The 25,199-nt window shown below is 48.5% G+C and carries 17 protein-coding genes and 1 tRNA gene; 9 read left to right on the forward strand and 9 right to left on the reverse strand.

Going from position 1 to position 25,199, the window contains the following annotated elements; translation table 11 throughout:
* Nucleotides 1-63: 63 nt before the first annotated feature.
* From FCL47_RS13270 to FCL47_RS13300, 7 genes are all read right to left on the reverse strand, one after another.
* A complete protein-coding gene (locus FCL47_RS13270; protein WP_136813999.1) occupies nt 64-1,104 on the reverse strand; it encodes an aminoglycoside phosphotransferase family protein in 1,041 nt (346 codons plus the stop codon).
* Nucleotides 1,101-2,135, reverse strand: a complete 1,035-nt coding sequence (locus FCL47_RS13275; RefSeq protein ID WP_136814000.1) for an ABC transporter ATP-binding protein — start codon at nt 2,133-2,135, stop codon at nt 1,101-1,103. The genes FCL47_RS13270 and FCL47_RS13275 overlap by 4 nt, the downstream gene beginning before the upstream one ends.
* Nucleotides 2,135-2,926, reverse strand: a complete 792-nt coding sequence (locus tag FCL47_RS13280) for an ABC transporter permease (RefSeq protein WP_167496480.1) — start codon at nt 2,924-2,926, stop codon at nt 2,135-2,137. The genes FCL47_RS13275 and FCL47_RS13280 overlap by 1 nt, the downstream gene beginning before the upstream one ends.
* Nucleotides 2,923-3,843, reverse strand: coding sequence for an ABC transporter permease (locus tag FCL47_RS13285; protein WP_136814002.1), 921 nt, complete (start codon nt 3,841-3,843; stop codon nt 2,923-2,925). Before FCL47_RS13285 ends, FCL47_RS13280 begins: the two co-directional genes overlap by 4 nt.
* On the reverse strand, nt 3,840-5,078 hold the full coding sequence (locus FCL47_RS13290) for an ABC transporter substrate-binding protein (RefSeq protein WP_136814003.1): 1,239 nt from the start codon (nt 5,076-5,078) through the stop codon (nt 3,840-3,842). Before FCL47_RS13290 ends, FCL47_RS13285 begins: the two co-directional genes overlap by 4 nt.
* A gap of 15 nt (nt 5,079-5,093) precedes the next feature.
* The gene (locus FCL47_RS13295) at nt 5,094-6,632 is read right to left on the reverse strand and encodes a GGDEF domain-containing protein (protein WP_136814004.1); all 1,539 of its coding nucleotides are present in this window, start codon (nt 6,630-6,632) and stop codon (nt 5,094-5,096) included.
* Between the two features lie 205 nt (nt 6,633-6,837).
* Entirely contained in the window at nt 6,838-7,542 is a 705-nt protein-coding gene (locus tag FCL47_RS13300) for an SIMPL domain-containing protein (RefSeq protein ID WP_136814005.1), read from the reverse strand.
* Nucleotides 7,543-7,712: 170 nt separating this feature from the next.
* Between FCL47_RS13300 and FCL47_RS13305 the strand changes: the two genes are divergently transcribed.
* Nucleotides 7,713-7,802: transfer RNA gene (locus tag FCL47_RS13305), tRNA-Ser, on the forward strand.
* Nucleotides 7,803-7,922: 120 nt separating this feature from the next.
* Here the strand turns inward: FCL47_RS13305 and FCL47_RS13310 are convergent.
* Nucleotides 7,923-8,804, reverse strand: coding sequence for a DMT family transporter (locus FCL47_RS13310; protein WP_136814006.1), 882 nt, complete (start codon nt 8,802-8,804; stop codon nt 7,923-7,925).
* Nucleotides 8,805-9,306: 502 nt separating this feature from the next.
* On the opposite strand from FCL47_RS13310, the gene FCL47_RS13315 reads away from it, so the two are divergent.
* The 7 genes from FCL47_RS13315 to FCL47_RS13345 all read left to right on the forward strand — a co-directional run bounded on the left by FCL47_RS13315 (nt 9,307) and on the right by FCL47_RS13345 (nt 22,726).
* Entirely contained in the window at nt 9,307-11,358 is a 2,052-nt protein-coding gene (locus tag FCL47_RS13315; protein WP_167496481.1) for a TonB-dependent siderophore receptor, read from the forward strand.
* An 18-nt stretch (nt 11,359-11,376) separates the two neighbouring features.
* The gene (locus tag FCL47_RS13320; RefSeq protein WP_136814008.1) at nt 11,377-11,925 is read left to right on the forward strand and encodes a YfiR family protein; all 549 of its coding nucleotides are present in this window, start codon (nt 11,377-11,379) and stop codon (nt 11,923-11,925) included.
* 7 nt (nt 11,926-11,932) lie between these two features.
* Nucleotides 11,933-14,746: a response regulator gene (locus FCL47_RS13325; protein ID WP_136814009.1), complete on the forward strand. Its 2,814-nt coding sequence runs from the start codon at nt 11,933-11,935 to the stop codon at nt 14,744-14,746.
* Between the two features lie 236 nt (nt 14,747-14,982).
* The gene (locus tag FCL47_RS13330; RefSeq protein ID WP_136814010.1) at nt 14,983-17,025 is read left to right on the forward strand and encodes a TonB-dependent siderophore receptor; all 2,043 of its coding nucleotides are present in this window, start codon (nt 14,983-14,985) and stop codon (nt 17,023-17,025) included.
* 33 nt (nt 17,026-17,058) lie between these two features.
* Nucleotides 17,059-17,643, forward strand: coding sequence for a YfiR family protein (locus tag FCL47_RS13335; RefSeq protein WP_136814011.1), 585 nt, complete (start codon nt 17,059-17,061; stop codon nt 17,641-17,643).
* 19 nt (nt 17,644-17,662) lie between these two features.
* Nucleotides 17,663-20,551, forward strand: a complete 2,889-nt coding sequence (locus FCL47_RS13340) for a response regulator (protein WP_136814012.1) — start codon at nt 17,663-17,665, stop codon at nt 20,549-20,551.
* The gene (locus FCL47_RS13345) at nt 20,552-22,726 is read left to right on the forward strand and encodes a bifunctional diguanylate cyclase/phosphodiesterase (RefSeq protein WP_136814013.1); all 2,175 of its coding nucleotides are present in this window, start codon (nt 20,552-20,554) and stop codon (nt 22,724-22,726) included.
* 119 nt (nt 22,727-22,845) lie between these two features.
* Here the strand turns inward: FCL47_RS13345 and FCL47_RS13350 are convergent, their stop codons facing one another.
* Nucleotides 22,846-23,448 carry a methyl-accepting chemotaxis protein gene (locus FCL47_RS13350; RefSeq protein WP_136814014.1) on the reverse strand — a complete coding sequence of 201 codons (603 nt, stop codon included), beginning with the start codon at nt 23,446-23,448 and terminating at the stop codon, nt 22,846-22,848.
* Between the two features lie 601 nt (nt 23,449-24,049).
* Here FCL47_RS13350 and FCL47_RS13355 point away from each other — a divergent pair.
* Nucleotides 24,050-24,892 (forward strand): PstS family phosphate ABC transporter substrate-binding protein, encoded by an 843-nt coding sequence (locus tag FCL47_RS13355; RefSeq protein ID WP_136814015.1) that lies wholly within the window; start codon nt 24,050-24,052, stop codon nt 24,890-24,892.
* Nucleotides 24,893-25,199: the final 307 nt, after the last annotated feature.

Consider the following 25,199-nt stretch of genomic DNA (forward strand, 5'->3'; position numbering starts at 1 on the left):
CTCGTAAAAACATCACGTTTGAGATGATTCAGTAAAAAACTACAACGAAGGAGATCGGGCCTTTTACGACACCATCATGAAAGGTTCAAACAGGGATCGCATAAAATCAAGCTCCATATACTGGTTGATTTTATGCCAGGTGTCTTCGTTGCGCATCCCCTGGTATCCTGTCTGATAGGCGACCCAGGCCATGGCCGACCAGGAGATGCCCCGGAGCAGCACAAACGGAAATTTGCGGCGCATCCTCTCCGCCAGGGTGTCCTGCAGGTGGGCGGAGCGGATGTTTTGTTTATATTCCCGGATAAAAAAATCGAGCCCTTCGGGGGAAAAGCGAAAATCGGTCTTCCACAGGGTGGTGAGCGGCGAGCAGAAATGACAGAGATCGGTTGAAGGATCTCCCCAGCGCGGCATCTCCCAGTCGATAAGGTGCGTTGACTGCCGGGCCCGGTTGACAATGAAGTTGGCCGAGTTGATTTCCGTATTGACGATACAGAACCACGGATCGTCAAGAAAATATTGTTCCTGAGCTCTGGCTGATTCGGCCCAGGCCTTGACCTCCAGGAGAAAGCTGTGGATTGCCCTATCAGCCAGATCCGAGTTGAAATATCCATCCAGCAGCCCGGCACATTCGTTAAAAATCAGCGACAGGGGCTGCTTTTCAACAATCAGATGGTTTTTGGCCTCGTCTATCTGCAGTTGATGAATGATCGACAGGGTTCTGGCCGCGCCAGCCAGATCAAGGTGGTAATCGAGTGGATTGCCGGGAAGGTATTCCATGATCGAGATACCCCGGTCGATAAGACTGCGACTGTCATCGACAAAAACAGGAAGGGGGGTGACGCCGGAGTCCTGCAGCAGTTGCAGCGTCTTAAATTCGTAGACGATCTGGTCGGCCCGGTCGATCTGCGAAGCCATGTTGACCCGAAAAACCAGTTTCTGTGTCGATGATGTAAGCAGGTAATTCAGATTATATTCCCCGCCTGCAAGGGGTGACACGGTAAAGGTATGTCCGTTCATCGCCGGGACATCGTCCCAGTGCTGCTGGCGGAGATAGTGTCTCACCGGATCGAGATACTGATCGAATGGGCTCGCCGACGCTGTCATGGTTTTGCGGTGGCCGGGAGAAAATGCAGCCGATCCGGCGGAAAATGCAGCCAGACCGGTTGCTCTTTGGTGAAATCGGGACGCAGAGTCAGGGCCGTAAAGGTCCTCTCTTCGGCTTTTATAGTGACGCGGGTCGTTGCGCCTTCAAATTGTATCTCAACGACTTTTCCGCTCATGGTGTTATTTCTTTTACTTGAGGAAAGAACAATATCCTCCGGTCTGATGACGGCGATTGTCTCAGGTGAATCGTCAAGCGATGTGGCGCAGCTGATCGCGCCGCTCTTGAAGGTACCGTTGTTGATCGTGCCGCTGATAAAATTGGTGCAGCCAAAAAAACGGGCAACATCCGCATCAGCCGGCTGATAGAAGATTTCTGCCGGAGTGCCGCTCTGGCGCAGTCTGCCGTCAAGCAGCACGCAGATCCGGTCGCTGATGGCGAGGGCTTCGCTCTGGTCATGGGTCACAAACAGCATCGTGGTACCCGTCTGGTTTTGTATGGTGCAGATGAGCTCACGCATCTGCTGGCGAAGCTCTGCATCGAGGCTGCTCAGCGGTTCGTCGAGGAGCAGGACAGAGGGCTCAAGCACCAGGCCGCGAGCTAAAGCCACCCGCTGCTGCTGCCCGCCGGAGAGTTGGTGAATTTTGCGATGCTTGAAGTTCCCAAGGCCGGTAATCTCCATTATCTTGTCGATCTGTTTGGCGGCAACCGGTTTTTTCACCTTCGCCATCTTCAGGCCAAAGCCGATATTCTGGCCAACATCGAGAAAGGGGAAAAGCAGCGGTTTCTGGAAAATCAACACCGCATCTCTTTGTTCTGGGGGGAGGTGGTTCACCGGTTCGCCGTTGAGGAGTATGGAACCGGAATCAGGCTGCAATAATCCGGCAATAGCCTTAAGGATTGTGGTTTTGCCGACGCCGCTGGGACCGAGCAGGGACACCATCTCCCCGTCGTTGATATCTAGGGAGAGATCCCGGATGACCGGTTTGCTGTTGTACCTGATCGTCAGATTCCGCAGTCCCAACTGTCCCATTACCGCACTCCCTGCAGGCCGCTGCGGCCTAAATTGTAAGCACTGCCCATCAGGGCGAGAAAGGCCGGCAGTATGAACACCAGGCTGACTGCGGCCGCTACCGGGCGGTCACCGCTGTCCATCAACGAAAAAAGCAGGATCGGCAGGGTGAGCAGTTTACCGCCGCCGATGATCAGGGTACTGAGGTATTGCGACCAGGAAAGCAGGAAAGAAAATAACGCGGCCACCGTTATTCCTGGAAGAATCATGGGCAGCATGACCTGCACTATAATTTTTGCCGGGGAGGCGCCGAGCGATTGTGCCTGTTCTTCAAAATCAGGATTATAGTCGGTAAAAACCCCCCAGATTACAAAAATTGTATAGGGGAGGCAGACTGTGAGGTGGATAAGCACCACACCAACAAAGGTTTCGGCCAGTCGCAGCTGGATGAACCAGAAGTGCAGCCCCATCGAAACCGACAATGGCGGCACGATTATCGGCAGGATCAGCAGTAAAGAAACCATTTTTTTACCGGGGAAATCATAGAGCCCCAGGGCTCGTCCGGCAGGAATTCCGAGGATGAGCGATACTATGGTGGTGACAAGAGCAAGAGAAAAACTCGATGACAGACCGGTGACTATCTGGTCGCCTGCGGTTCCAAAGACATAGGTCCAGGCACGCAGCCCAAAAGACTGCGGCAGCAGGCCAGGGTAGAACCAGCGCTCACTTGTGGACCAGAGGACGAGGGGCAGAAAGGGCAACAGGACACTCAGCAGCACGGAAAAAAACAGTATCCATTTCTGCACTCTCATATTGTCAGCCCTCTTTTGCGGCCAAAGTGCAGTACAATCTGCGACAGGAAGATGGCAATAATGACGATTGCCGCGATGATCAGGCCAATAGCGATCCCTTCCGGTCTGGCTAATAAGTCGATATCGCTGTAGTTTTTGTATGCCCATACCGGAAGCGCCAGAGGATAGGTGCGGCCAAGCAGATATGGAACCTCAAAGGCGCCGAAGGTGAAGGCGAAGACGATCAGACAGGCAGCTCCGAGGCTTGGCGCGATGACCGGCAGAATGATATGACTGAAGCGCTGCAGCCTCGATGCATTGAGGGTGGCACCTGCTTCCAGGAGCTCCGTTCCCATGTTTTTTAAAACAGAAAGCAGCATAAAGGTAATGAACGGGATTTCCTTCCAGATGTAGACGGTAAGGATGCCAATTCCCCAGCCATCGTTTACTAAAAGTGGAAACTCTGCAGGTGTCTGGATTATTGCCACGGAGGATAACAACCTGGAAAGCATTCCCGCCGGAGCAAGCAGCAGAGTCACCGAAATCGCGATAACCAGATGCGGTACTGTCAGGGGAATCTGTAAAATAAAATGAACGGTCCGACTGTCAGCCGCCCAGCGCATAAGCGACAGCGCGAGAAATATACTGATTACGGCGGCGATCAGGGTAGACGTTGCGGCGATATACAGGGTGAGGAACAGGCTTTTGCTAAAATCGGGATCCTGCAGAACGCGGGTGAAATGTTGCAGGCCGATGGACGCCAGTCCCGTTGCGGGAAGATATCCAAGGGCCTGCAGAAGTCCCAGTGCCAAACCGCCGCCAAACAGAACAAGAACTGTAGCCAGAGCAGGACCAAGAAGGCCAGACAGCTGCAAAAGCGATGTTTTTCGCCCGGTACCGGCATCTATGGCGGTGGAATGCAGCGAACTTCCCGTCATCTGTTTTTCAGAACATGATCAACCCAGCCTTTTTCCAGCTCGATCAGGATGGTGCTTGGCGGTTCCGGCAGCTGATGGGCCTGCAGCTCAGCATCGCTCAGGGTGGCCTTGCCCTTGGGGAGGCCGGTGAATTTTTCCTGCCACGGTACTGGGAGTTTGTGCGGGCTGATTTCGGGGAAATCGCCCCAGACTTCCGGCACGGCTTTTTCCAGCTGCGCTGCCGGGGAGAGCAGAAAATTGGCGACAACCATCGCTGCTGCCGTATCTTTGGCGTTATAGGGGATGGCCACAAAATGGGTGTTAGTGATGGTGCCTTCATCAAAGACGTAGGTTCGCACCGTCTCAGGAAAAAGGCCGTCGAGAATGTTCCGTGATGCCTCTCCCTGATGGTAGGAGAAAGAAAAATCGATCTGGCCGTCGGCAAACAGGGTATTCATTTTTACCGGGGACTCGGGATAAGTGTCGCCATTGCGCCAGAGAGAACTCTTCAGGTCGTTGAGCAGGGTGTAGGTAGCATCGGCGGCCTTTGTTAACTCAGCCGCAGAATATTCTCCCTGCCATGTATCAACCGTTCCGGCGGCATGATAAAAAAAATGTCGAACCAGTACCGAACCGGTAAAGTCCGGCGGAGCGGGATAGGTGAATCGGCCGGGGTTGGCTTTTATCCAGGCGATCAGAGCAGATATTGACTTGGGGGGCTGCGGTGTTCTTGCGGTATCGTAGATCATGACCATCTGGGCACTGCCCCAGGGGGATTCCATTCCATCCACCGGGGTACCGAAATCATTTTTCACCGTCGGCTTTGACCAGTCGACAAATTGCTGATTCGGCAGTTTATCGGCAAAAGGGCCGTAGAGAAGATCGTGCTGTTTACAGGTGCGGAAGTTTTCACCGTTGATCCACATGAGATCGACACTGCCGTCGCTGTCTTTACCGGCCTGTTTTTCAACGATGAGTTTGCTGACTACCTCGGCAATATCTTTTACCGGCACCTGCCGCAGGTGGATGCCATATTTCTTCTTCAGTTCGGGTGCCAGATAACCGTTGACGTAACGGTTGACCGCCGGAGAACCTCCCCACATATACCAGTCGACTGTCTGGCCACGGCTCATTTTTACCGCCTCATCCCAGGAGAGTACTTCCTTTTTGGCCGCTGCGCTGCCAGGGACAGGGAGGGTGAAAGAGAGTACAAGCAGCAGGACGTATAGAAAAAGAGGTCGTTTTTTTAATTGCATATCTACTTCTCGTTCCTAAAGAGTTGCTGAAATGGGAAGAGTGGTAACCCGGTTGCGTCCATTTTTTTTAGACAAAAAGAGATTGCGGTCGGCTGCATCGATCAACTGGTGCTGAGTGACGTTGTCTCCCGGAGCTATATGGACCCCGCCGCAACTGATTGTTACTTTTACTTCATGGTCTTGTATCATGGTCGTCACTGCGGCGGCGCATCGTCGCAGGCGTTCGGCAAAAACATTCATCCCTGCCTGGTTGGTTTCGGGTAATATGACGGCAAACTCCTCGCCGCCGTATCTGGCGACTATGTCGCTTGGGCGCACTGCCTTGCTGATTGCCTGGGTCAGATTAATCAGGACCTGATCGCCTGCCGGATGGCCAAAAGTGTCGTTCACATGCTTGAAAAAATCAATGTCAAACAGAATCAGACAGAGATGATTGTTATATCGCTTGGCGCGGTTCATTTCCTTGCCGAGGATTTCCTGGAAATATCGATGATTATAAAGATGTGTCAAACCATCCCGAAACGCCAGTTCTTTGAGTTGACTATTGGCTTTTTTTAACTCCTGCGCGATTTTTTCCGATTTTAACTTGGATTCTTTCAGCTCCAGTACCAGTTGTTCATACGAAAGATTTAGCTTGCCAAGTTCGTCATTGGCTTCCTGGAGCATCTGGGAATAGGGTTTTAACTCGCCGGGATCGATTTCAAATATCTTCAGGATATCAAGACTCTTTTCCGCGACATTATCCAGAAGCGTTCTGGTCTGATCCTCAGGGATGTTAAAAAACTCCTCCATCTTTGTGTGTAATTCCCGGACGTTTTGTGAGGTTTCGGCGCCACTGTAAATTGCCGACAGCAGATTTGCCATGTACAGCACGGAGCAGGTCTGCCGATATTCTTCAGGGGCGTGATCTGGTTGGTGGTGATAACGTACCGGTTGTACAATAGAAAGAGGGATTCCCCAGGTTTTAAGAAGCGTCCAGCTGAGCTGTTGGTGATCAAACTGATACATTTTTTGTTCCAGTTGCACCAGGTTGGTCTCACCGTAGTTGATGCACTGCTCCAGAGCGGCAGTATATTCCTGTCCCTTACTCAGGTACATTATTAAAATTCCGATGTCCTGAAGAAGAGCGGTAACAAAAATATCCTCATTTTTTTTATGGAGCAGTTCCACGATCAGCTCCCCGGCCACCGCCGCCGTCACGGATCGGCGCCAGAAGTAGTCGAAATTCAACCATGATTCGGTCTTGTTCCGAAGATCACTGGATATAACGAAGGAGAGGGCAATGTTTTTGATTACATTGGTGCCAAGAATGGAGAGCGCCCGGTTGACATTACCTATTGCACAGGGCAGGCCATAAAACGCCGAGTTGGCAATCCGCAACAATTTGCTTGTCAGCGCCGGATCTGCAGTGATTATTTGTTCCAGATCGGATAAGGAACTTTCTTTGTTTTGGATCGTTTTTAGGATCTGTGCGGCGATTACAGGCGGGGAAGGCAGGTTGATCTGGGCACTGATCAACCGTAGAATCTCTGCATCGGAAATTTCTGTTGCCATGATTTTGCCTGTTATGGGAGTTTTTTAGGATATCTCATCATATCTTTGTTGACGAAATATGCAAATAATTTCAGGAGTTGAAGCGATTTATCACAATCGGTCCTGTCTCATTGCCTTTTGTTTTCGATAACTTTTCTGATGCAGTGGCAATCGCGGCGAGCCTGTTGTTTAGTGCCTCTCCCGAAAACAATCCCGGTATTTTCAGTTATTGCGGTTGTTTTTCTTGCACCAGATAAAAAACTATCTGCAGAGTTTCCGTAAAAAGTATGGTTCCCGGTTCGAATGCGCTCTGCTTTGCTGTCTCGGCTACCTGGAATCTGGCCTGCAAGAAAGGCTGGCTTGCTGCCTGCGATGTTATCGAATAAACGGGACCGATCTTTTCGGGCAGATGGGCGACCATGATTTGTGCTTTTGCCAAACCGTCCTCTATGGCGCCGCGCAGTGCGTCTTCCCGAAACTTCTTCTCTTGGGATGAACTCAGGCGGGTTGAATGTATCTGGGCAACCCCGGCGTTGATGATCGACCGGATAAGCTCGTCATAGCGGCTGAGTTGTCGCAGCGTTACTTCTACTGTTCTTGATACTTCGGTTCCGGCATATATCTGTGCACTGTTGTTCCAGTTGTAATGGGGAGTGATCTGCAGTTGAGCTGAGCTGATATCCTCTTTTGCTATACCGAGAGCTTCAAGAGAAGTGAGCAGTTTTTTCGATCTCGTTTCTATGCTGTTCTGGGCCTCGGCCACTTCGAAACCAGTTTCGGCGATACTCAGTGAAAGAGTGACAGTATCCGGCACTGCGCGTATTTCATATTCGCCGGATACAACAATGTGAGGAACATTCGGCAGGGAGTCGGCAAAAGCGGAAAAGGCAAAAAAATAAACTAAACAAAATGGGACAAGGTAATATCTCATTGGACCCCCAATGCATTTTTGCTGTTGTTTAAGGACGGAATAGAAAAAATCCCGTGCAATATAGTGAGGTTTCAAGCGTTCCGTCAAATTGTTTTTTCATATCAACGTATTGGCAATTGATTTAATCTTATTGAAGAACGGCCAGATTCCTGGTATCAATGACGTCGTACGGAGGAGTGCCGGAGCGGCCGAACGGGACGGTCTCGAAAACCGTTGTGGGGGAAACTCCACCCAGGGTTCGAATCCCTGCTCCTCCGCCATATACCCACCCCCCGGGAGCGTGACCGCAGCCATCCCGGCTGCGAACACCCGTGAAAAGGTCCCCTTATGTCCCCATTTGGTTGAGGTTTAGTGGTAATAACATTGTCCGGTGAAGTCCGTTACATCTTGTCGTTCCCCAGCCTCTTTTGTTGCGGTCTTGCCGGTTTCAGTAACATCAATACCCCCAAAAGGGTCATTGAACCCCCGACAATTATTTTCCACCCCAGAGTGTCTCCGAAAACCAATACCCCCAAAAATGTGGCAATGACAGGGGTCGGTAAAAGCAGCGGTGTTACCATGGAAACCGGATACCTGCCAAGCAGATAATAGACAATCCCATGGCCTACAATGGAGGCGCCAACGGCAGAGTAGAGAGGCGTCCAGAAATCAATGAGATGGACATGCGAAAGAATTTGGGTTTGACCGGATTCAAAAATCGCGGACAACAACAGCAATGACGGGCAGGCAACCACCGCAATCCATGCCTGAAGCCTGAATACCCCGAGATGCGGGCATTGCCGCATCAGGATTGTCGCAACAGCCATCACAAAAGCTGCTCCTGTCACCCATAAGATTGCATCAATGTGATTAAAGACAATTGGATCGAAACCAATCACCATCACTCCACCAAAGGCGACAGCGATCGAGACTATCGAGAGTAAAGAAACTTTTTCTTTTAAGAAGATGGCGGCAAAAATTGCTGAAAATGGAACATAGAGCTGTGTCGTGATGGCTATCGAGGCAATATTCCCGCCAGCATGCAGACCGGTGAAAATCATCCCGAAGTGGAGCACACCTAAAAGAAACGCCACCCGTAAAAGCGGCTTCATATATCCTGGCGCAGGTTTCAGCCAGGGGAGCATTAACAGCAGCAGGAAAAGAAAACGTATTGCCGTGAATAAGAGCGGCTGAAAGACCTCGGCACCAATTTTTCCCGCAATGAAATTAATCCCCCAGGCGGAATTTGCCAACACAATCATCAGGAGATGGAGTGCACTCATAGTAGGTATTGTATCCTGTCGAGGATTATTGTCATGTTCTTTTCACGCCCTGTCTTCGGCGAAACTACGTGCTGTCCAGCCTCGCACTACCACTTACCAATTTTTCAGGTGTCTGTCAGATCTGATTCGTTTTCTTCGCTTTCAAAACAGATTTTTCATGGGTCATGATTTCGTAGGAAATCTCTTTTCCGAGAATAGGCAGGTTTTTTGCGGGATTCAATTGGTCTGCTGATAATCTTTCCGATTATTTTGCATTAAATTTGACTTCTAATTTCCATCAATGATACCATCAATTTATCTCGTAGTTTCCTGATGCATATTTCATACCCATGATTGGTTTAATTCCTCCAGGAATAGATGACTCCGCAACAATACGCGGTTGAGCATTTAAGCTGAGAATATTGATGATGAAAACATTTTTAATAACCCCGAAACGGTCGATTAGTGCAATGCAAAAATACTGTTTTGCAATCCCGGCTGGTCAAAATCGATGGAGTCAGCAATGAAGAGTGCCGGTAAGAAATACCTTGTTGCAGGGGCCCTGTGCCTGTGTTGTACCCTGACAAAGGGAGAGGTAAATGCAGCCAGTGAAACAGGCAATGAATTTCTCGATATGGACCTCTCCCAGCTGATGAATATCACCATCACCTCGGTGTCGAAAAAGGAGCAGCGCCTGGCCGATGCGGCTGCGGCAGTTTTTGTCATTAGCCAGGAGGACATCCGGCGCTCCGGAGTGACCAGTATTCCCGACGCCCTGGCCATGGCCCCCGGTCTGCAGGTAGCGAAAATAAGTGCGAGCAAGTGGTCGGTTTCCTCTCGCGGTTTTGCCGGCCATACCTCCAATAAACTGCTGGTTTTGATAGATGGTCGGAGTGTTTATTCCCCCAGTTTCAGTGGCACTTGGTGGGATATGCAGAACACGCTGCTGGAGGACATTGATAGAATAGAAGTCATTCGCGGACCGGGTGGCACACTTTGGGGTGCGAATGCGGTGAATGGGATTATCAATATTATCACCAAAAAATCCAGTGAAACCCATGGTGGTCTTGTTCGCGTTGGCGCAGGCGATCAGGAAAGGTATCAGGGAGGTGTCCGTTACGGTGCAAAATTGAATGGGTCTACCGATGGTCGTATTTATCTGACCTACAATGATCGCGACAATAATACACTTGCTAACGGAGGTGGTGATGCCAACGATTCCTGGCAGAGTTTTCAAGGTGGTTTTCGCCTGGACGGCACGCCACGTGCCAACTCCGAATGGACCTTGCAAGGGGATATGTACCGGAATCGTGCAGATCAGATTCTCTATCCCTATTGGATTGCAACCTCACCTTATCTTACCGCAAAAGACAGTGAAGCTGATATGACTGGTGCCAATATTCTCGGCCGTTATCGGCGGGAATTATCCGGTGGTGATGCAATTACAGTTCAGGCCTACTACGACTACAATGACCAGGAAGAGCATGATTATTACCAGCAGACATTTAAAACAGTGGATCTGGATATCCAGTATGAAACAAGCTTTGGTGCATATAACAGCTTCACCATTGGGGGAGGGTATAGGCGGGTCGATGGAGAATATGAAAATAGTTATCAGGTTGAAGTGTCTGATACGGATACTGGTGATGATATCTACAGCACCTTTGTACAGGATGAGATCAAACTGATCGACGACAAGCTATGGCTTACCTTGGGAACAAAATGGGAGCATAATGATTTTACTGGTTCTGAGCTGCAACCCAGCGGTCGCCTTCTCTGGAAACCAGTGGCCAATCATTCTTTCTGGGCCTCTGTTGCCCGTGCTGTGCGTACTCCTTCAATCGTTGAACGAAAAGGCAGTATCCTTGCAGCCTCCTACCCTCTCCCTCCCCCCTATAATTCTATTACTGGAACTACCTATATCAGGGGGAATAAAGAATTTGATTCGGAGGAGGTTGTTGCCTATGAGACAGGCTATCGCTGGCAGGCAAACACTAAGCTCTCGTTTGATATTGCGGCCTTTTATAATGAGTATGAAAAATTATATCAGCTTGAACCAGTAACAAGCAGTACTGGTCTGGATTTTACCTTTGTTAATGGAGCCGAAGGGCACAGTTATGGTTTGGAGCTTGCGGCTGATTGGAAACCGACTTCCTGGTTGTCTCTGGTATTGACTTATTCCTATCTGGATATGGAATTATCGAGTGTCAATTCATTGACTGGACAAAACGTTTCCGAGAGTACTTTAGCGATAGCCAAATCCAGCCCCAAACATCAGGCTTCGGTGCGCACGTCCATTGACTTTGCTGAAAAATGGCAGACAAATCTCTGGCTGCGTTATACCGATGAAATTGTCGGCCGCGACAGTGCTGACGTGCTCTCTGGAGAAATTCCGCTGGATGGTTATTTCCTCTTTGACGCCAATCTGATTTGGAAAGCGACGGACCATCTTGAAATCATGCTGGTTGGTCAGAATTTACTGAACAATAGTCAGTTGGAATATATTTCTGAGCTCATCACTCCAGCCACCGAAATTGAACGAAGTGTGTATCTTAAGCTGACCTATAATTTTTAAACTACAGCATAACAGAATATGACATCCCGAAAATTATTCATATCTGTTTTGCCAGTTATCCTGGCGCTCCTCTATGGAGTTGCCGCAATAGCGGCAAATACCGAAACCGAGGGGCTGGAATATAAGCTGAAAGCGGCTTTTTTACTCAATTTTTCAAAGTTTACTACCTGGCCCAAAGAAGCATTTTCGGAGGCTGGCCAGACTTTTGATTTTTGTATTATCGGCAAGGATCCTTTTGGTAAGGCATTAGATGGGCTGGAATCGAAGAAAGTTGGCGGCAGAAACGTGCGCCTGCACCATGCCGGATCAACTGCTGACGCAAAGACCTGCCATGTCATGTTCATAAGCAAATCGGAACAAAGTCATCTCGCACAGTTGCTGCAGGCTGTTGTCGGACGACCGGTTCTCACGGTCAGTGATATAGAGGGCTTCAGCCGGCAGGGGGGAATTCTTGAATTTGTAACGAAAGATGGTCGATTATCTTTTGTCGCCAATAACCAGCAAGCGCTTCACAGTGGTCTCCAGATAAATGCCTCCTTACTGAATCTGGCTGCTGAGGTATTTTAGGATCGATATGAAGAACTGGTTTTTGCAACTTGCCATTCGTTATAAATTCTATGTCATCGTTCTGCTCGCCTGTTTTGTGGCCCTGCTGCTGACCACCTCTATTTCCCTTTTCAGTCAGCGATATCTTATCCGCCAGCAGCTCTCCGGTGAGCTGCAGACCCTCTCCACCGTTATTGCCGAGAACTGTAAGGCGGGTATTGCCTTCAAAGATAAAGAAGCACTCAACACAATCCTGCATTCCCTTGTCGCCAAGCCGGCAATTATTAGCGGACGGGTTACCGATGCGGACGGTGAGATCTATGCCGAGTACAGCAATGCGTCCCGGGCGAACTCTATCCCGGGAGCAACAAACGCCAGTCATCTTCAGGGCAGGCACCTAGTTTTTAACCCGGACTATATTGATGTAGTTGAGCCGGTTGTCCTGGACGGGGAAACCATCGGCCATGTCCAGATGCTGGTGAGTCTGAATGATTTAAAGCACAGTCAGATGATTATCGCCGCGCTGATGGTTGTTTCGCTTCTTTTTGGCCTGCTTGTTGCCATGTCGCTTTCCGGCCGTTTACTGCAGGTCGTTGTGGAGCCGATGCTCAGTTTACTGGGGACTATGCAACAGATTTCACGGGAGAAGCAATATGATGTCCGTACTCCGGTAAAGGCCAGGGACGAGCTCGGCCAACTGGCTATGGGATTTAATGATATGCTGACGACAATCCAGCTGCGTGATGACCACCTCGAAGAGCAGGTGGAGGAGCGCACCAGGGATTTACTGGACGCTAAAGAGATAGCCGAAGCTGCCAATAAAGCCAAAAGCGAGTTCCTGGCTAATATGAGTCATGAAATCCGCACGCCGATGAATGGCGTGCTGGGCATGAATGAACTTTTACGAGATACGGACCTCACCGATGAACAGCGCCATTTCGCCGAAATTATTCAGGGCTCGGGAGAGTCGTTGCTGGCAATTATTAATGATATCCTTGATTTTTCAAAGATTGAAGCAGGGAAATTAGAATTGGAGACCATCCCTTTCGATTTGCGGCAGTTGATTGAAGAAGTTGCCCAGCTCCTTGCAGCCCGGGCTCATGCTAAAGGACTTGAGCTGGCTGTTCTGATCCCCGCCGATACCTGCTGCCGTTTGCAGGGAGACCCAACGCGTCTGCGCCAGGTTCTCACTAACCTTGTTGCCAATGCGATCAAGTTCACCGAAAAGGGTGAGGTTGTAATTCGGGCGACAACGGGCAGACAGGACGGCGGCAGGGTCTCTCTGCAGCTATCTGTTGTTGACACAGGCATCGGGATAAGTCGGAAAATTCAGCATCTTCTTTTTAAGCCTTTTTCACAGGCCGATAGTTCGACAACGCGTCAATATGGCGGAACCGGTCTTGGCCTGGCTATCTCCAGTGAACTGGTATCGTGCATGGGTGGCGTTCTGGCCTGTGAAAGTGAACGAGGGAAGGGGTCGCATTTCTTTTTTGATGTACCGCTCGCGCCGGCGCAGGACGAGGTAAGAGAGCAATGTCCTTCTGATTCCAATGAGCTACAGGGGGTCCGTGTCCTTATTATTGATGACAATGCAACCAATCGGGAAATTCTCGAACGACAGGTTGCGACCTGGGAAATGGATGGTGAAAGTGCCGGTAATGGGCCGGAAGGGTTGATCAAACTGCGTATCGCCCAGCAAAACGGTCAGCCTTTTTCCCTGGTTATCCTTGATATGCAGATGCCCGGTATGGATGGGTTGGAAGTCGCCGAAAAAATTAAAACCGATCCGGTAATAGCCGATATACAGATGATAATGCTTACTTCCGTAGGATTCCGGGGGGACATTGTCCGAGTAAAAGAGAACGGTATCGCGGCATATCTCACCAAACCTATTCGACAAATTGAGTTATGTTCTGCCTTGCTGGCGCTGTTGGGCAGGAAAACCCCGTATGAACCACCTCAACCTGTTACTGCACACTCTCTTGCTGAAAAAAACCGGCGAGCTGGTATACACGTTCTTGTTGTCGAAGATAATGAGACGAATCAGATGGTTGTGCTTGGCATGCTCGAGAAAATTGGCTGCAGGGTCACGCTTTGCGCAAACGGCAGGGAGGCTGTAGATGTGGCTGCCCGGAAAAAATTCGACCTTGTTTTCATGGATTGTCAGATGCCGATTATGGATGGATATGCGGCGGCGACCGCCATCCGCAAAATGGAGCAAGGCAAAGCTCCGAAGAAGCATATTCCGATCATCGCCCTGACTGCAAATGCCCTGGAAGGTGACCGAGAGAAATGTCTTCTCGCAGGCATGGATGATTATATCAGTAAACCTTTTAAGCAAGAGGTTATTCTTACGATCCTTGATCATTGGGCCAATGGGAGTTCAATGGCCTCAGCAGGGCATACATCCATTGAAGATACCGAACCTGAGATGGTGCCATGTGAAACGCCACCATCACAAGGGAGAACTCCAGGCAACGATATCAGCATACATGCTGCACCAATTGACATCAGTATCTTGAATACTCTTAAAAGCCTGCAGATGGAAGGACAGCCCGATATTCTTGGCAGGGTTGTAAGCGCCTATCTGAAAAGCTCCGAACCGCTTGTTGCGAAATTGCATGAATCGCTGGTTGTTGAGGATTTTGCCGCAGTGAAAAACAACGCGCACAGTCTCAAATCAAGCAGTGCGAATGTCGGCGCAAAAAAACTTTCCGAACTCTGCAGAGAACTGGAGATGTTGAACATAGAGCATACGTACGCTGCTGCGACAAATCTGGTGTCTGGCATAGGCTCGGAATTTATTCGGGTTAAAGCTGCACTGCACAGCGAAATCTCCTGAACATGCTGTATGCAAAAAACGCTTTGTCATGAATTTCTTCAGCCGGAAAACAGCGGTGCTTCTTTTTTGATACAATCTGCGCAGCAAAGTATTTTTCCTGATTTTATCAATCGCAACTAAAATTTGACATCACCAGAACGCTAAGAGATAATGTTGGAATATTATAATTTTATCGTTAACAGGGAAATGTGTTCGCAATCATACCCGGTTGCGGAGGAATAGAGGGTTTGGGATTGATGAATTTTCTTTCATATGATCAGGTCAGGCAAAAGAGGAGAAGAGCAGGCGCAGGTTTTGTGATGGGAGCCGTTTTATTAACTGCGGCAGCAACATGCCCGGCAAGCGAAACCGACCTGACAGTTATGAGCATTGAGGACCTGATGGGCATTCAGGTCACCTCAGTGAGTAAAAAAGCCCAGAGTCTCTCCGACAGTGCTGCGGCAATTTTCGTCATTACCGCCGAGGATATTGCGCAATCCGGGGCCACCTGTATCCCGGAACTGCTGCGCATGGTGCCGGGTCTGAACGTTGCCCGCATTGACTCCAATAAATGGGCCATAACCAGCAGGGGCTTCAACTCTCGTTTTTCTGACAAATTACTCGTGCTGATGGATGGGAGGAGTGTCTATAATCCTCTTTATTCCGGCGTTTACTGGGAAGTGCAGGATACGGTTCTGGAGGATATCGAACGGATAGAGGTTATTCGGGGACCCGGGGCAACCGTCTGGGGGGCAAATGCGGTAAACGGTGTCATCAATATTATTACCAAACACGCCGGGGACACCCTGGGAGGTCTTGCCTTTGCAGGAGGAGGGACGGAAGAACGGACCTTTGCCGGTGGCCGTTATGGTGCAACGCTAGCCGAAGGTATCTATGGAAGGTTTTATGCAAAAGGCAACGCGAGAGACAGTTATCAGTTTGTAACTGGTGAGGATGCGGAAGATTCCTGGCAGACGTATCGCAGTGGGTTTCGTGTTGATGGCAGTCTTGCTCACTCCAACAGTTTCAATGTCCAGGGCGATATCTATAAGGGTGATCTCAACCAGACTGTCAAATTAGCAACCCTCAATGAACCCTACTCTCGTATTGATGAGGACGAGGTAGAGACAGAGGGGGGCAATGTGCTCGCATCGTGGACCCAGTATCTGTCTAATCGGGGACAGATAGACCTGCAATTTTACTATGACCGGGCACGTCGGGACGAGCTCACTAAAAATGAAGAGTCAGACACTCTGGATCTGGAGTTCAAGCACCATTTTGCCCTCGGCAAGAAGCAGGATCTGGTCTGGGGCTTGAATTATCGCTATATTGATCAGCAGTTTTATAACAGCTTCTGGACAATATTGGATCCGGCGAGCTCGCAGAGCAATCTGTTCAGCTTCTTTGTCCAGGACGAGTATACCGCAATAGAAGATAAGCTGATATTGACACTTGGTTCCAAGGTTGAACACAATGATGCTACCGGTTTTGAGGTGCAGCCCAGTGTGCGGGCCCTTTTCAGCCCTCAGAAAAATCACAAGATCTGGGCCGCAGTTTCGAGAGCGGTGAGGACTCCCACCAGGATTGAACGCAACTCGACAATCACCACTATTGTCATTCCTCCGGGAGATGACGTGAATCCCCTGCCGGTGCCGGCCGCAGGAGGGGTCACCGCCTATCGCGACTACGATTCCCAGGTCGTTGTTGCCTACGAAGCAGGTTATCGATATCTTGTGAGTGAAGCCCTCTCTTTTGACATGGCATTATTTTATAATGATTACGATAAATTGCGCAGTTTTAAAATAACCCCTGTCTTTAATGGCAGCTATGGAGAGGTGTATAATCAGTTTGGTAATCAAGCGGATGGAACCAGCCATGGTTTTGAGCTTGCGGTGGCCTGGCAGGCCCTGGATGTCCTCAAGTTTGATCTCGCCTATTCCTTCATTAACGAGAATTACACAGACATTAACATTACCTGGGGCAGTGAAGCCCCTGCCAATCAATTTTCTCTGCGGGCCGACTGGAAGGTAAATGATTCCTTCTCGTTCGATATTTGGGGACGGTATGTGGATAATGCTGCCTGCATGTATGTGGGAAACCCTGGCGGAGCGTATTATACCATTGATGATTATTTCACTGCTGATCTGCAGATCACCTACCATCCAACTTCAAATCTGAACATATCTCTGGTCGGACAAAACCTTCTTGCAGAGAGCCATGAAGAATATGTGCAGGAATTCTGGTCACTGCCGACAGAGGTGGAGCGGGGCATTTATCTTAAAGCAACTTACCGGTTTTAAATAGAACAAGGTTGCTCTCCCGATGGTGGATAAATGAACCCGGTTTTAGAATGCCTGATCAAGAAAATAGGCGGAGGTGCAGCAGGGGTGTTGTCGATGTTTGCGCTCCTTCTGCTGTTGCTGCTATCCCTGTCAGTTTCTGCTGTTGCTCAGCCAAGGGACGAATATGCGGTGAAGGCTGCCTTTGTTTTTAATTTTGCAATCCTCACGGAATGGCCGGCAATCCCAATTCCAGGCCCCAAAACAGACCTGTTGCTATGCGTAGTTGGCGGGGGTGATTTGCCGAAGGCCTTTGAATCCATAGAAGGAAAAAAGATAGGAGAGAGAACTCTTCATGTGGTGGCGGTGGACAAAGGGGTAACGCTTCCTGACTGCCAGATTGTTTTTTACCGGGAGGAGGTGAGCACAGAAGATCTGGTCCGAACTCTTTATGCCGTCAAGGGAAAAGCCGTACTGACCATTGGCGATAAAAGTAATGTCACCAAACTCGGTGGCGCGATTCATTTTTTTACCGATAATGGGAAACTCAGGTTTGCAATAAATCCAGGGGTTATTTCAGCACAGGGGCTGAAGCTGAGCTCCCGTCTGCTTAAAATTGCAACGCTGATTGAAGATTAAAAGATGAGAAGAGCCTAACGTGTGGAATAAATTTCTATCAATATCATCAATTCGGGCGAAACTCCAACTCGTTTTTCTCTTAACCGCTCTGCTTGGCCTCTTTCTGTTAAGCCTGATTCTCGTTTTCTCGGAGAAAAAGAAAGCGTCAGAAAGATTGGTGGAAGAGCTTACAACCATGGCTGACGTGGTGGCCTGGAACAGCAGTGTCGCCCTGGTGTTTGATGATAAAAGCGGGGCCACAGAGGCTCTGGCGTCTCTTGGTGGAAAGCCGGACATTGCCTTTGCAATTCTCTATGATGCCGAAGGGGAAGAGTATACTTCGTACCGGCGGACTGAGATTGACAGTCCCTCCATGGAAAAGCTGATCAAATCGGCGCTACCACAAAAAGGTGATTTTCTTGACAGGCTGGCAGCAGATGGTGTGATCTCAAGCATCACAAAAGATTTTTGTTTTCTGGTTCGCCCGGTGTATGTCAAGGATCGGATCAAGGGCTCGATACTGCTTGTCGATGATCTGCAACAGTTGAAATACCGTCTCAAGAGCTTTTTGATTCAGCTCAGTTTTGCGGTGATTTTTGTGCTCGTTATCGTTTTTTTCGTTTCTGCCTGGGCCCAGAAATTATTCACCGCCCCGCTGACCCGTTTGGTTCACAGTATGGAACGTGTCACCAAAGAAAAGGTCTATGAAATTCATGTGGAAAAAAAGAGTGAAGATGAGTTCGGTGAGCTTATCGACCACTTTAATGAGATGATTACCGAAATCCATTGCCGGGATGCGGAACTGAGATCGTATAGCCTGGACCTGGAAGAAAAGGTGGCCCAGAGGACAGAGGCACTTTCAATAGCGAAAGTCGAACTGGAGAACACCGTAGCAGACCTCTTGCAGGCAAGGGATGCGGCAGAGGATGCAAATCGGGCAAAAAGTCAGTTTCTCGCGAATATGAGCCATGAAATCCGGACCCCCATGAATGGAGTTCTTGGCATGACCGAGCTGCTTCTCGCCACCGAGTTGGATGTGTCGCAGCGCCAGTTTGCCACAACCATTCAGGACTCAGGAGATTCTCTGCTGGCAATTATTAATGATATCCTTGATTTTTCCAAGATCGAAGCGGGAAAGCTTGAGCTTGAATCGCGCGCATTTGATCTTCAGGATCTGATTGAGGACATCATCCAGCTTCTATCATCAAAAAGCAGAACTCGCGGAATAGAACTGGCAGCCCTGATCCAACCCGATGCAAATCTCTATTTGATTGGTGATTCGAATAGATTGCGCCAGGTCCTGGTGAACCTGATTGGCAATGCGATCAAATTCACCAGAAAAGGAGAAGTGATCGTCGAGGTGTCGACAAAATCGACCGATTCCGGGGTGGACCTTTCCATCTTAATAAAAGATACCGGGATAGGTATCAGTGAAGAAAATATCAAAAGACTCTTTCAACCGTTCTCTCAAGCCGATGGAACGAGTACCAGGGAATATGGTGGAACAGGTCTTGGCCTGGTGATCTGCAAGCAATTGGTCGACCTCATGGGTGGGAGCTTGGGAGTGGAAAGCATACTTGGTAAAGGGTCAGTCTTCTTTTTTACCCTCCCCATGCAAATGTCTCCTCCGGTGCCGGCACTGCTCCATCCTGGAGAAGGATTGAGACTTAGCGGCCTCAAGGCGTTGGCTATCGATGACAATGCAACGAACAGAAGTATTCTCTGTCACCAGACAGCCGCCTGGAATATGACCTGCGATGTAGCGGAAAATGGGCTTATTGGCCTTGAAAAAATTCGGAATTCCCGTGCAGGTGAGCCTTACGATATAATTCTTCTTGATATGGATATGCCGCAGATGAATGGTATCGAAGTGGCCAGAAGGATGAAAAATGATCAGCAAGGTGCAAAAGTTCCTATAATAATGCTGACTTCCTTGGGTGCCTACGGTGATATCCAAATGAGTAAGGATGTCGGAATTGATTTATATCTGACTAAACCGGTGCGCCAGAGAGATCTTTATGCAGCTATCCTCTCGGTTATAAATGATCCAGGTGCCGAGAGTCCGAATGCGGCTGCCATAGATCTGGTAGAAAAGAAAAATTCTCGAAAATCAAATGATTTTGGTCTGAAGGTGCTTGTGGTCGAAGATAATACCACGAACCAGATTGTCGCCACAATGATGTTGAGAAGACTCGGCTGTGCTGTGCAGATTGCCGATAATGGGGCACAGGCTATCGATATCCTTGAAAAAACTTCCTTTGACCTCATCTTCATGGATTGCCAAATGCCGGTGATGGATGGATTTCAGGCCACTCGAAAAATTAGGGAGCTGGAAATACGGGCAAACAATACAATGCATATCCCTATAATCGCTCTTACGGCTAATGCTTTGTTGGGTGACCGGGAGAGGTGCCTTGAAGCTGGAATGAACGATTATCTCAGTAAGCCTTTCCAACTGGATCAGCTGGCTTCGATTATTGGCCGTTGGTATAAAGAACCCTTACCGGCAACAAAACAACCTTTGGTTCAAGCTCTCACCGAGACTGTCGCGTCTGTGGGCAATGGTGAAAGCGAGGAAGAATCCGGTATACTTGATGATTCCGTGCTGGCATCCATCCGGCAGCTGCAAATGGACGATGAGCCGGATCTCCTGTCAGAAGTTATCAGGGCGTACCTTCACGATACCGATATGATCATTCTCAGTCTGGATGATGCCCAGGCGGAGGAAGATGTAGAGGGATTAAAATCGAACGCCCATACACTCAAATCGAGCAGTGCCAATGTTGGTGCACTGTTACTGTCTGATGCGGCCAGCAGGCTTGAAAAGTACTGTGCCACAAACACTCCTGAAGCGAACACGATACTGGTATCCGAAATGCGCCATGAATACGCCAGGGCAAAAGTCGCTTTGGAAAAGGAGTTGGCGTAAATGTTTTTTTCAGATCTCAAGATGAAAACGAAACCTCTCGCTCTGATCGTAGATGACGACAATTCATCGCGTATGACTATGGCAGCGGCGCTGCGAAAGGCTGGGTTTGCAATTGAGCAGGCAGCAAGTGGTGAAATGGCCATTGCACTTTTTAATGAAAAGAGACCGAATCTTATTTTTCTCGATGTTATGATGCCGGGAATGGACGGCTTTCAGACGTGCAGAGAGATTCGCAGTTGTCTGGGGGGAGAGTATGTCCAGATATTAATGGTGACGGGCCTCAATGACATCGAGTCAATTGAGAAGGCTTTTCTTGCCGGAGGCAATGATTTTATTGCCAAACCTATCAACTGGGCGATGCTTTGTCACCGCGCCCATTATATGCTGCGAACAGGCAAGGCTCTTAAAGAAATTCATTTAAGCCGGAGTTTTCTTGCAAAAACCCAGGATATTGCAAAAATTGGCAATTGGAAAGTCGACTATCAGGATAATCTCTGTACCATCTCTGCCGAAGCGGCTCAGCTGTTGGGACTGTCCCCTGGGCAAAGAGAAGACCTTGCCATTGCAACCCTGCTCGATACCGTAGTTGGCAGGGAAAAAAAGTTTGAATATGCCATAGTGGAAGAGGCAATTCGCGAGCGTAAAACATTCACCGTAAATTTCCAGATAGTCTTTGCCGGCAGGGCGAGGCACATCCATATGCACGGGGAGGTACTGCGCACGGAAACAGGAGATCCCGAGCTGTTCCTTGGCGTCGTGCATGACAGTACCCAGATGAAACAGGCGGAAAAAGAGATCAGGTATCTGGCTTTTTATGACAGTCTTACCGGACTTGCCAACAGAACTCTTCTCTTGAACCGTCTCGATCAGGTCCTTGAACATTCAAAGCGTAATAAGAGATCCTTTGCCTTGCTCTTTATGGACATTGATCATTTTAAGCAGATCAATGATTCCATGGGACATCACGCTGGAGATATTCTTCTTAAAAATACGGCGGACGTGCTGAAACAGTGTGTACGGCGGAGCGATGTCGTGGCGGCTGGTGCAGGTGACACACCGGACAACCTTGTTGCCCGACACGGTGGGGATGAATTTGTCATAATCCTCTCGGAAATAGTTTCCTCCGAGAATGCTGCTGTTGTTGCCAGGCGAATTCTTCAGGCAATTCCACAGAAACAAGTAATCGACGGCCAGGAAATCTCCGTCACTGCAAGTATCGGCATCAGCGTTTTTCCGGAAGACGGCAGAGATGCGGATACACTGCTCAGACATGCTGATACTGCCATGTACCATGCAAAAAAGCGCGGCAACAACCAGTACCAGTTTTTTAAAGAAGCTCTCAACACAGCGGCAGTGCTACGGTTTGCTCTGGAACGAGACATGAAAACCGCACTTGCAAACGGTGATTTTATCCTTCACTTTCAGCCGCAATTGCGGTTTTCTGATGGGGGGATTCTTGGCGCCGAGGCGTTGATACGTTGGAACCATCCTCAAAAAGGTTTTGTACCACCTGATCAGTTTATTGCTATTGCCGAAGATTGCGGACTGATCGTTGATATCAATAAATGGGTCATTGAGACTGCATGCCTGCAGAACAGGAAATGGCGTGATATGGGATTACCTGCTATGCGTATTGCTGTAAACCTTTCAGGCTACCGGTTTGGTGAGCAGAATATTGTCAAAATTCTTCAGGATACTCTGACGCGTTATGCACTGGATGGTGATTCCATTGAGGTGGAAGTAACCGAAAATGTCCTCATGCATGATACCGAGGCGATTATTGAGACGCTGCACGGGATTAAGGATCTGGGTATAAAGGTGGCTCTCGATGATTTCGGAACCGGCTATTCTTCTTTGAGCTATCTTACTTCTTTCCATGTCGATACGATAAAGATAGATCGTTCTTTCGTCATGGACTGCTGTGATAATAAAAAAAACCGAATTATTATCAAGGCCATTATAGCTATGGGCCACAGTCTCGATATGGAAATAGTGGCGGAAGGTATCGAGTCAGTTGAACAGTTTCGTCTGCTCAAGAAATATGGTTGCGATGAGTATCAGGGATATTACTTTTCTCCGCCGGTGTCCGCAATAAAGTTTGAGAGCCTTCTTCAGGAAAAGGCCCTCACCTCGGTAAAAGAGCAGAAATCCGGCACTCGTATACCTGCCCCTTGACGTTTATGGGTATCGGTACCTTACAGAAGCAGTCGTCTTTTCTGCCGTGCAAATATTCCAGATAATACTGTCTTTCCGGTCTCGTAACCCGTGTCCTGTCATTGAGGCTGCTGCAAAGCCTAGACTTTGAACTGTTTAGCGATCTTATTCAATTGTAGAGCCAAATGAGCGAGGTCCGTCGACTGGGTGTTAATAGTGGCACTATTATTGTTGATGTCACCGGCAAGTTGACTGATTTCGGCAATTTCCTGGGCGATTTCGCCTGACACGGCGGAACTCTGAGAAACGTTTTCATTCACCTCGCTAATTCCCTGTGCGGCCTGGCTGATATTGTCAGATATTTCTCTTGTGGAGGCCGATTGCTCTTCAACGGCAGTGGCAATTGCCGAGACCAGATCATTGACATCAGAAATCACGCGGCTGATTTGACTTATTTCATTCACCGTATGGTCAGTCGACGATTGAATGGACTCAATCTTTTGTCTGATCTCCAGTGTGGCCGTGGCTGTTTGTTTTGCCAGTTCTTTGATTTCATTGGCTACGACGGCAAAACCCTTGCCGGCCTCCCCAGCCCTGGCTGCTTCAATGGTTGCATTCAGGGCGAGCAGGTTGGTTTGTTCTGAAATTTCTGTTATCACTTCCGTCACTTTACTGATTTCTCTCGCCGCGCCGCCAAGCTCATCGACCCGATGGGAAGCACTGGAGGTTTTCTTTACCGACATATGTTTCAACGAGTTCTGTCATGAGAAAACTGAAGATAAAGAGAGCTGCAATGAGGATAAGTTTGTTTCGAATGGAGAAAAATCTGGTGTTTTGTTTGCGCGGATTTGACGACATCTTATCTTTTCCTTCTTGTTTTGGTTGATAGGAAAATGGCTGATGAGAATCATTCACAATAAAAAAATTGTTGCACATGGGGAATTAAAAGGCAAGGCTTTGGCAAAAAGAATTGAGCTCGCCAAAAAAAAAACGACAATATCATAAGGCGTTGCGGAGAAAGAAGATCAGAGCAATGACTGGGCAAGCAAGGGGCGAAGGCAAGAATAAACCCGAATTGTTCTTTTCTGATTACCCCTTCCATTTCTACCGGCTGAGTTTGCGGGGCAATCAGGTTGTTTTTTATAAAAACGCCCCGGGAATTTCATTTTTTATTTTATTTGTAATATAGTAACAGCATGACAATTGCTTCAAAAGCATCGGTGTTTTTGTAGAGTCTTAACGGTTTACAATTTGAATTCCCTTTACGCTGCAATTTTATCCTCTCAGTTAAGCCCCTTGTCTTGCCTGATTTGAAAGTAAATTGCGCCGATTTCACAGGAAAAAATGACGATTATCAATTGGATCAACTCAGTATTCATGGCCACAGTGTTCATGCTATCGGCGTCTCAATGCTGGTCACAGGCAACCGGCACGGAACAAACGACACTGACAGCTGCAGGCTCTGGTGTAAATCTTGGAATAACGCGATTATTGGCGACGGCATTTACGAAAGTGCATCCAGAACTCACCATCGATGTCCCAGGAAGCATTGGTACCAGGGGTGCGATACAGGCTGTGGTTGACAATGCCATACATTTAGGTCTCATATCACGGCCTTTAAAAGCCGAGGAAGAAGCGCGGGGAATCGTCGCTTTACCCTATGCTCGCGTGGCAATTGTTATTGGCGTTAATCCTATGGTAAAGGAACAGGCGATTAGCTCCAGTGAACTCATTGAAATTTTCAAAGGGAATAAAACACGTTGGAAAGATGGCAATGAGATTATTGTTCAGGCAAGAGAAAAGTCGGATAGCGGTTTTCTGGTGCTTGAGAAAAACATTCCTGGATTTAGGGAAGTATATGAAGATAGCCATAAAAACAATCGCTGGACCTTGTTTTATACCGATCAAGATGCGAATCATGCACTTTCAGCAACACCTTATTCTATTGGCGTCTCAGACCAAGGCATGATTTCTACAGAACATCTGAAAATTAAAGCGTTGAGGCTCGATGGTGTTGAGCCTGGTCCAGAAACTCTTCTTAGCGGAAAGTACCCGCTGAGCAGACAGCTGTCGTTCATTTATCACAAGGGCAATCTTACGGATGCGGCCAGAAAATTTGTCAATTTTGTGTTTTCAATCGAAGGTCACAAAATACTTGAGTCAAACGGCTATCTGCCTTTGAACTAAGGGTTTTATGCGAAGCTCTGTAGAACAGGCAAGAATAAGCGAGGCACTTACCAAAAAATTATTGCCTCTGACGTTGGCTATCGGCTGCATTATCACTCTTATAATCCCTGGTCTTTATTGTGGATTGGAATATCAAAGATTAAAAAGAGAGGCTGGCACATACTCTGAACAGTTAGCCGAAAGTATTCGCGGACTGGTTGCAACTTCTCCAGCCCTTTGGAAATATCAGGCTACTAAATATTCGGAAATAATTAATTCTTTTGTGCCCCATAAAAATATATTGAGCATATCTATAGTTGACGCGCAG

The organism is Desulfopila sp. IMCC35006 (assembly GCF_005116645.1).
GTDB lineage: Bacteria > Desulfobacterota > Desulfobulbia > Desulfobulbales > Desulfocapsaceae > Desulforhopalus_A.

Excerpts from the sequence above, each read along its gene's own strand:
- FCL47_RS13270 (WP_136813999.1), bottom strand. The coding sequence starts at position 1,104 with ATGACAGCGTCGGCGAGCCCATTCGATCAGTATCTCGATCCGGTGAGA.
- FCL47_RS13275 (WP_136814000.1), bottom strand. The coding sequence starts at position 2,135 with ATGGGACAGTTGGGACTGCGGAATCTGACGATCAGGTACAACAGCAAA.
- FCL47_RS13280 (WP_167496480.1), bottom strand. The coding sequence starts at position 2,926 with ATGAGAGTGCAGAAATGGATACTGTTTTTTTCCGTGCTGCTGAGTGTC.
- FCL47_RS13285 (WP_136814002.1), bottom strand. The coding sequence starts at position 3,843 with ATGACGGGAAGTTCGCTGCATTCCACCGCCATAGATGCCGGTACCGGG.
- FCL47_RS13290 (WP_136814003.1), bottom strand. The coding sequence starts at position 5,078 with ATGCAATTAAAAAAACGACCTCTTTTTCTATACGTCCTGCTGCTTGTA.
- FCL47_RS13295 (WP_136814004.1), bottom strand. The coding sequence starts at position 6,632 with ATGGCAACAGAAATTTCCGATGCAGAGATTCTACGGTTGATCAGTGCC.
- FCL47_RS13300 (WP_136814005.1), bottom strand. The coding sequence starts at position 7,542 with ATGAGATATTACCTTGTCCCATTTTGTTTAGTTTATTTTTTTGCCTTT.
- FCL47_RS13310 (WP_136814006.1), bottom strand. The coding sequence starts at position 8,804 with ATGAGTGCACTCCATCTCCTGATGATTGTGTTGGCAAATTCCGCCTGG.
- FCL47_RS13315 (WP_167496481.1), top strand. The coding sequence starts at position 9,307 with ATGAAGAGTGCCGGTAAGAAATACCTTGTTGCAGGGGCCCTGTGCCTG.
- FCL47_RS13320 (WP_136814008.1), top strand. The coding sequence starts at position 11,377 with ATGACATCCCGAAAATTATTCATATCTGTTTTGCCAGTTATCCTGGCG.
- FCL47_RS13325 (WP_136814009.1), top strand. The coding sequence starts at position 11,933 with ATGAAGAACTGGTTTTTGCAACTTGCCATTCGTTATAAATTCTATGTC.
- FCL47_RS13330 (WP_136814010.1), top strand. The coding sequence starts at position 14,983 with ATGAATTTTCTTTCATATGATCAGGTCAGGCAAAAGAGGAGAAGAGCA.
- FCL47_RS13335 (WP_136814011.1), top strand. The coding sequence starts at position 17,059 with ATGAACCCGGTTTTAGAATGCCTGATCAAGAAAATAGGCGGAGGTGCA.
- FCL47_RS13345 (WP_136814013.1), top strand. The coding sequence starts at position 20,552 with ATGTTTTTTTCAGATCTCAAGATGAAAACGAAACCTCTCGCTCTGATC.
- FCL47_RS13350 (WP_136814014.1), bottom strand. The coding sequence starts at position 23,448 with ATGTCGGTAAAGAAAACCTCCAGTGCTTCCCATCGGGTCGATGAGCTT.
- FCL47_RS13355 (WP_136814015.1), top strand. The coding sequence starts at position 24,050 with ATGACGATTATCAATTGGATCAACTCAGTATTCATGGCCACAGTGTTC.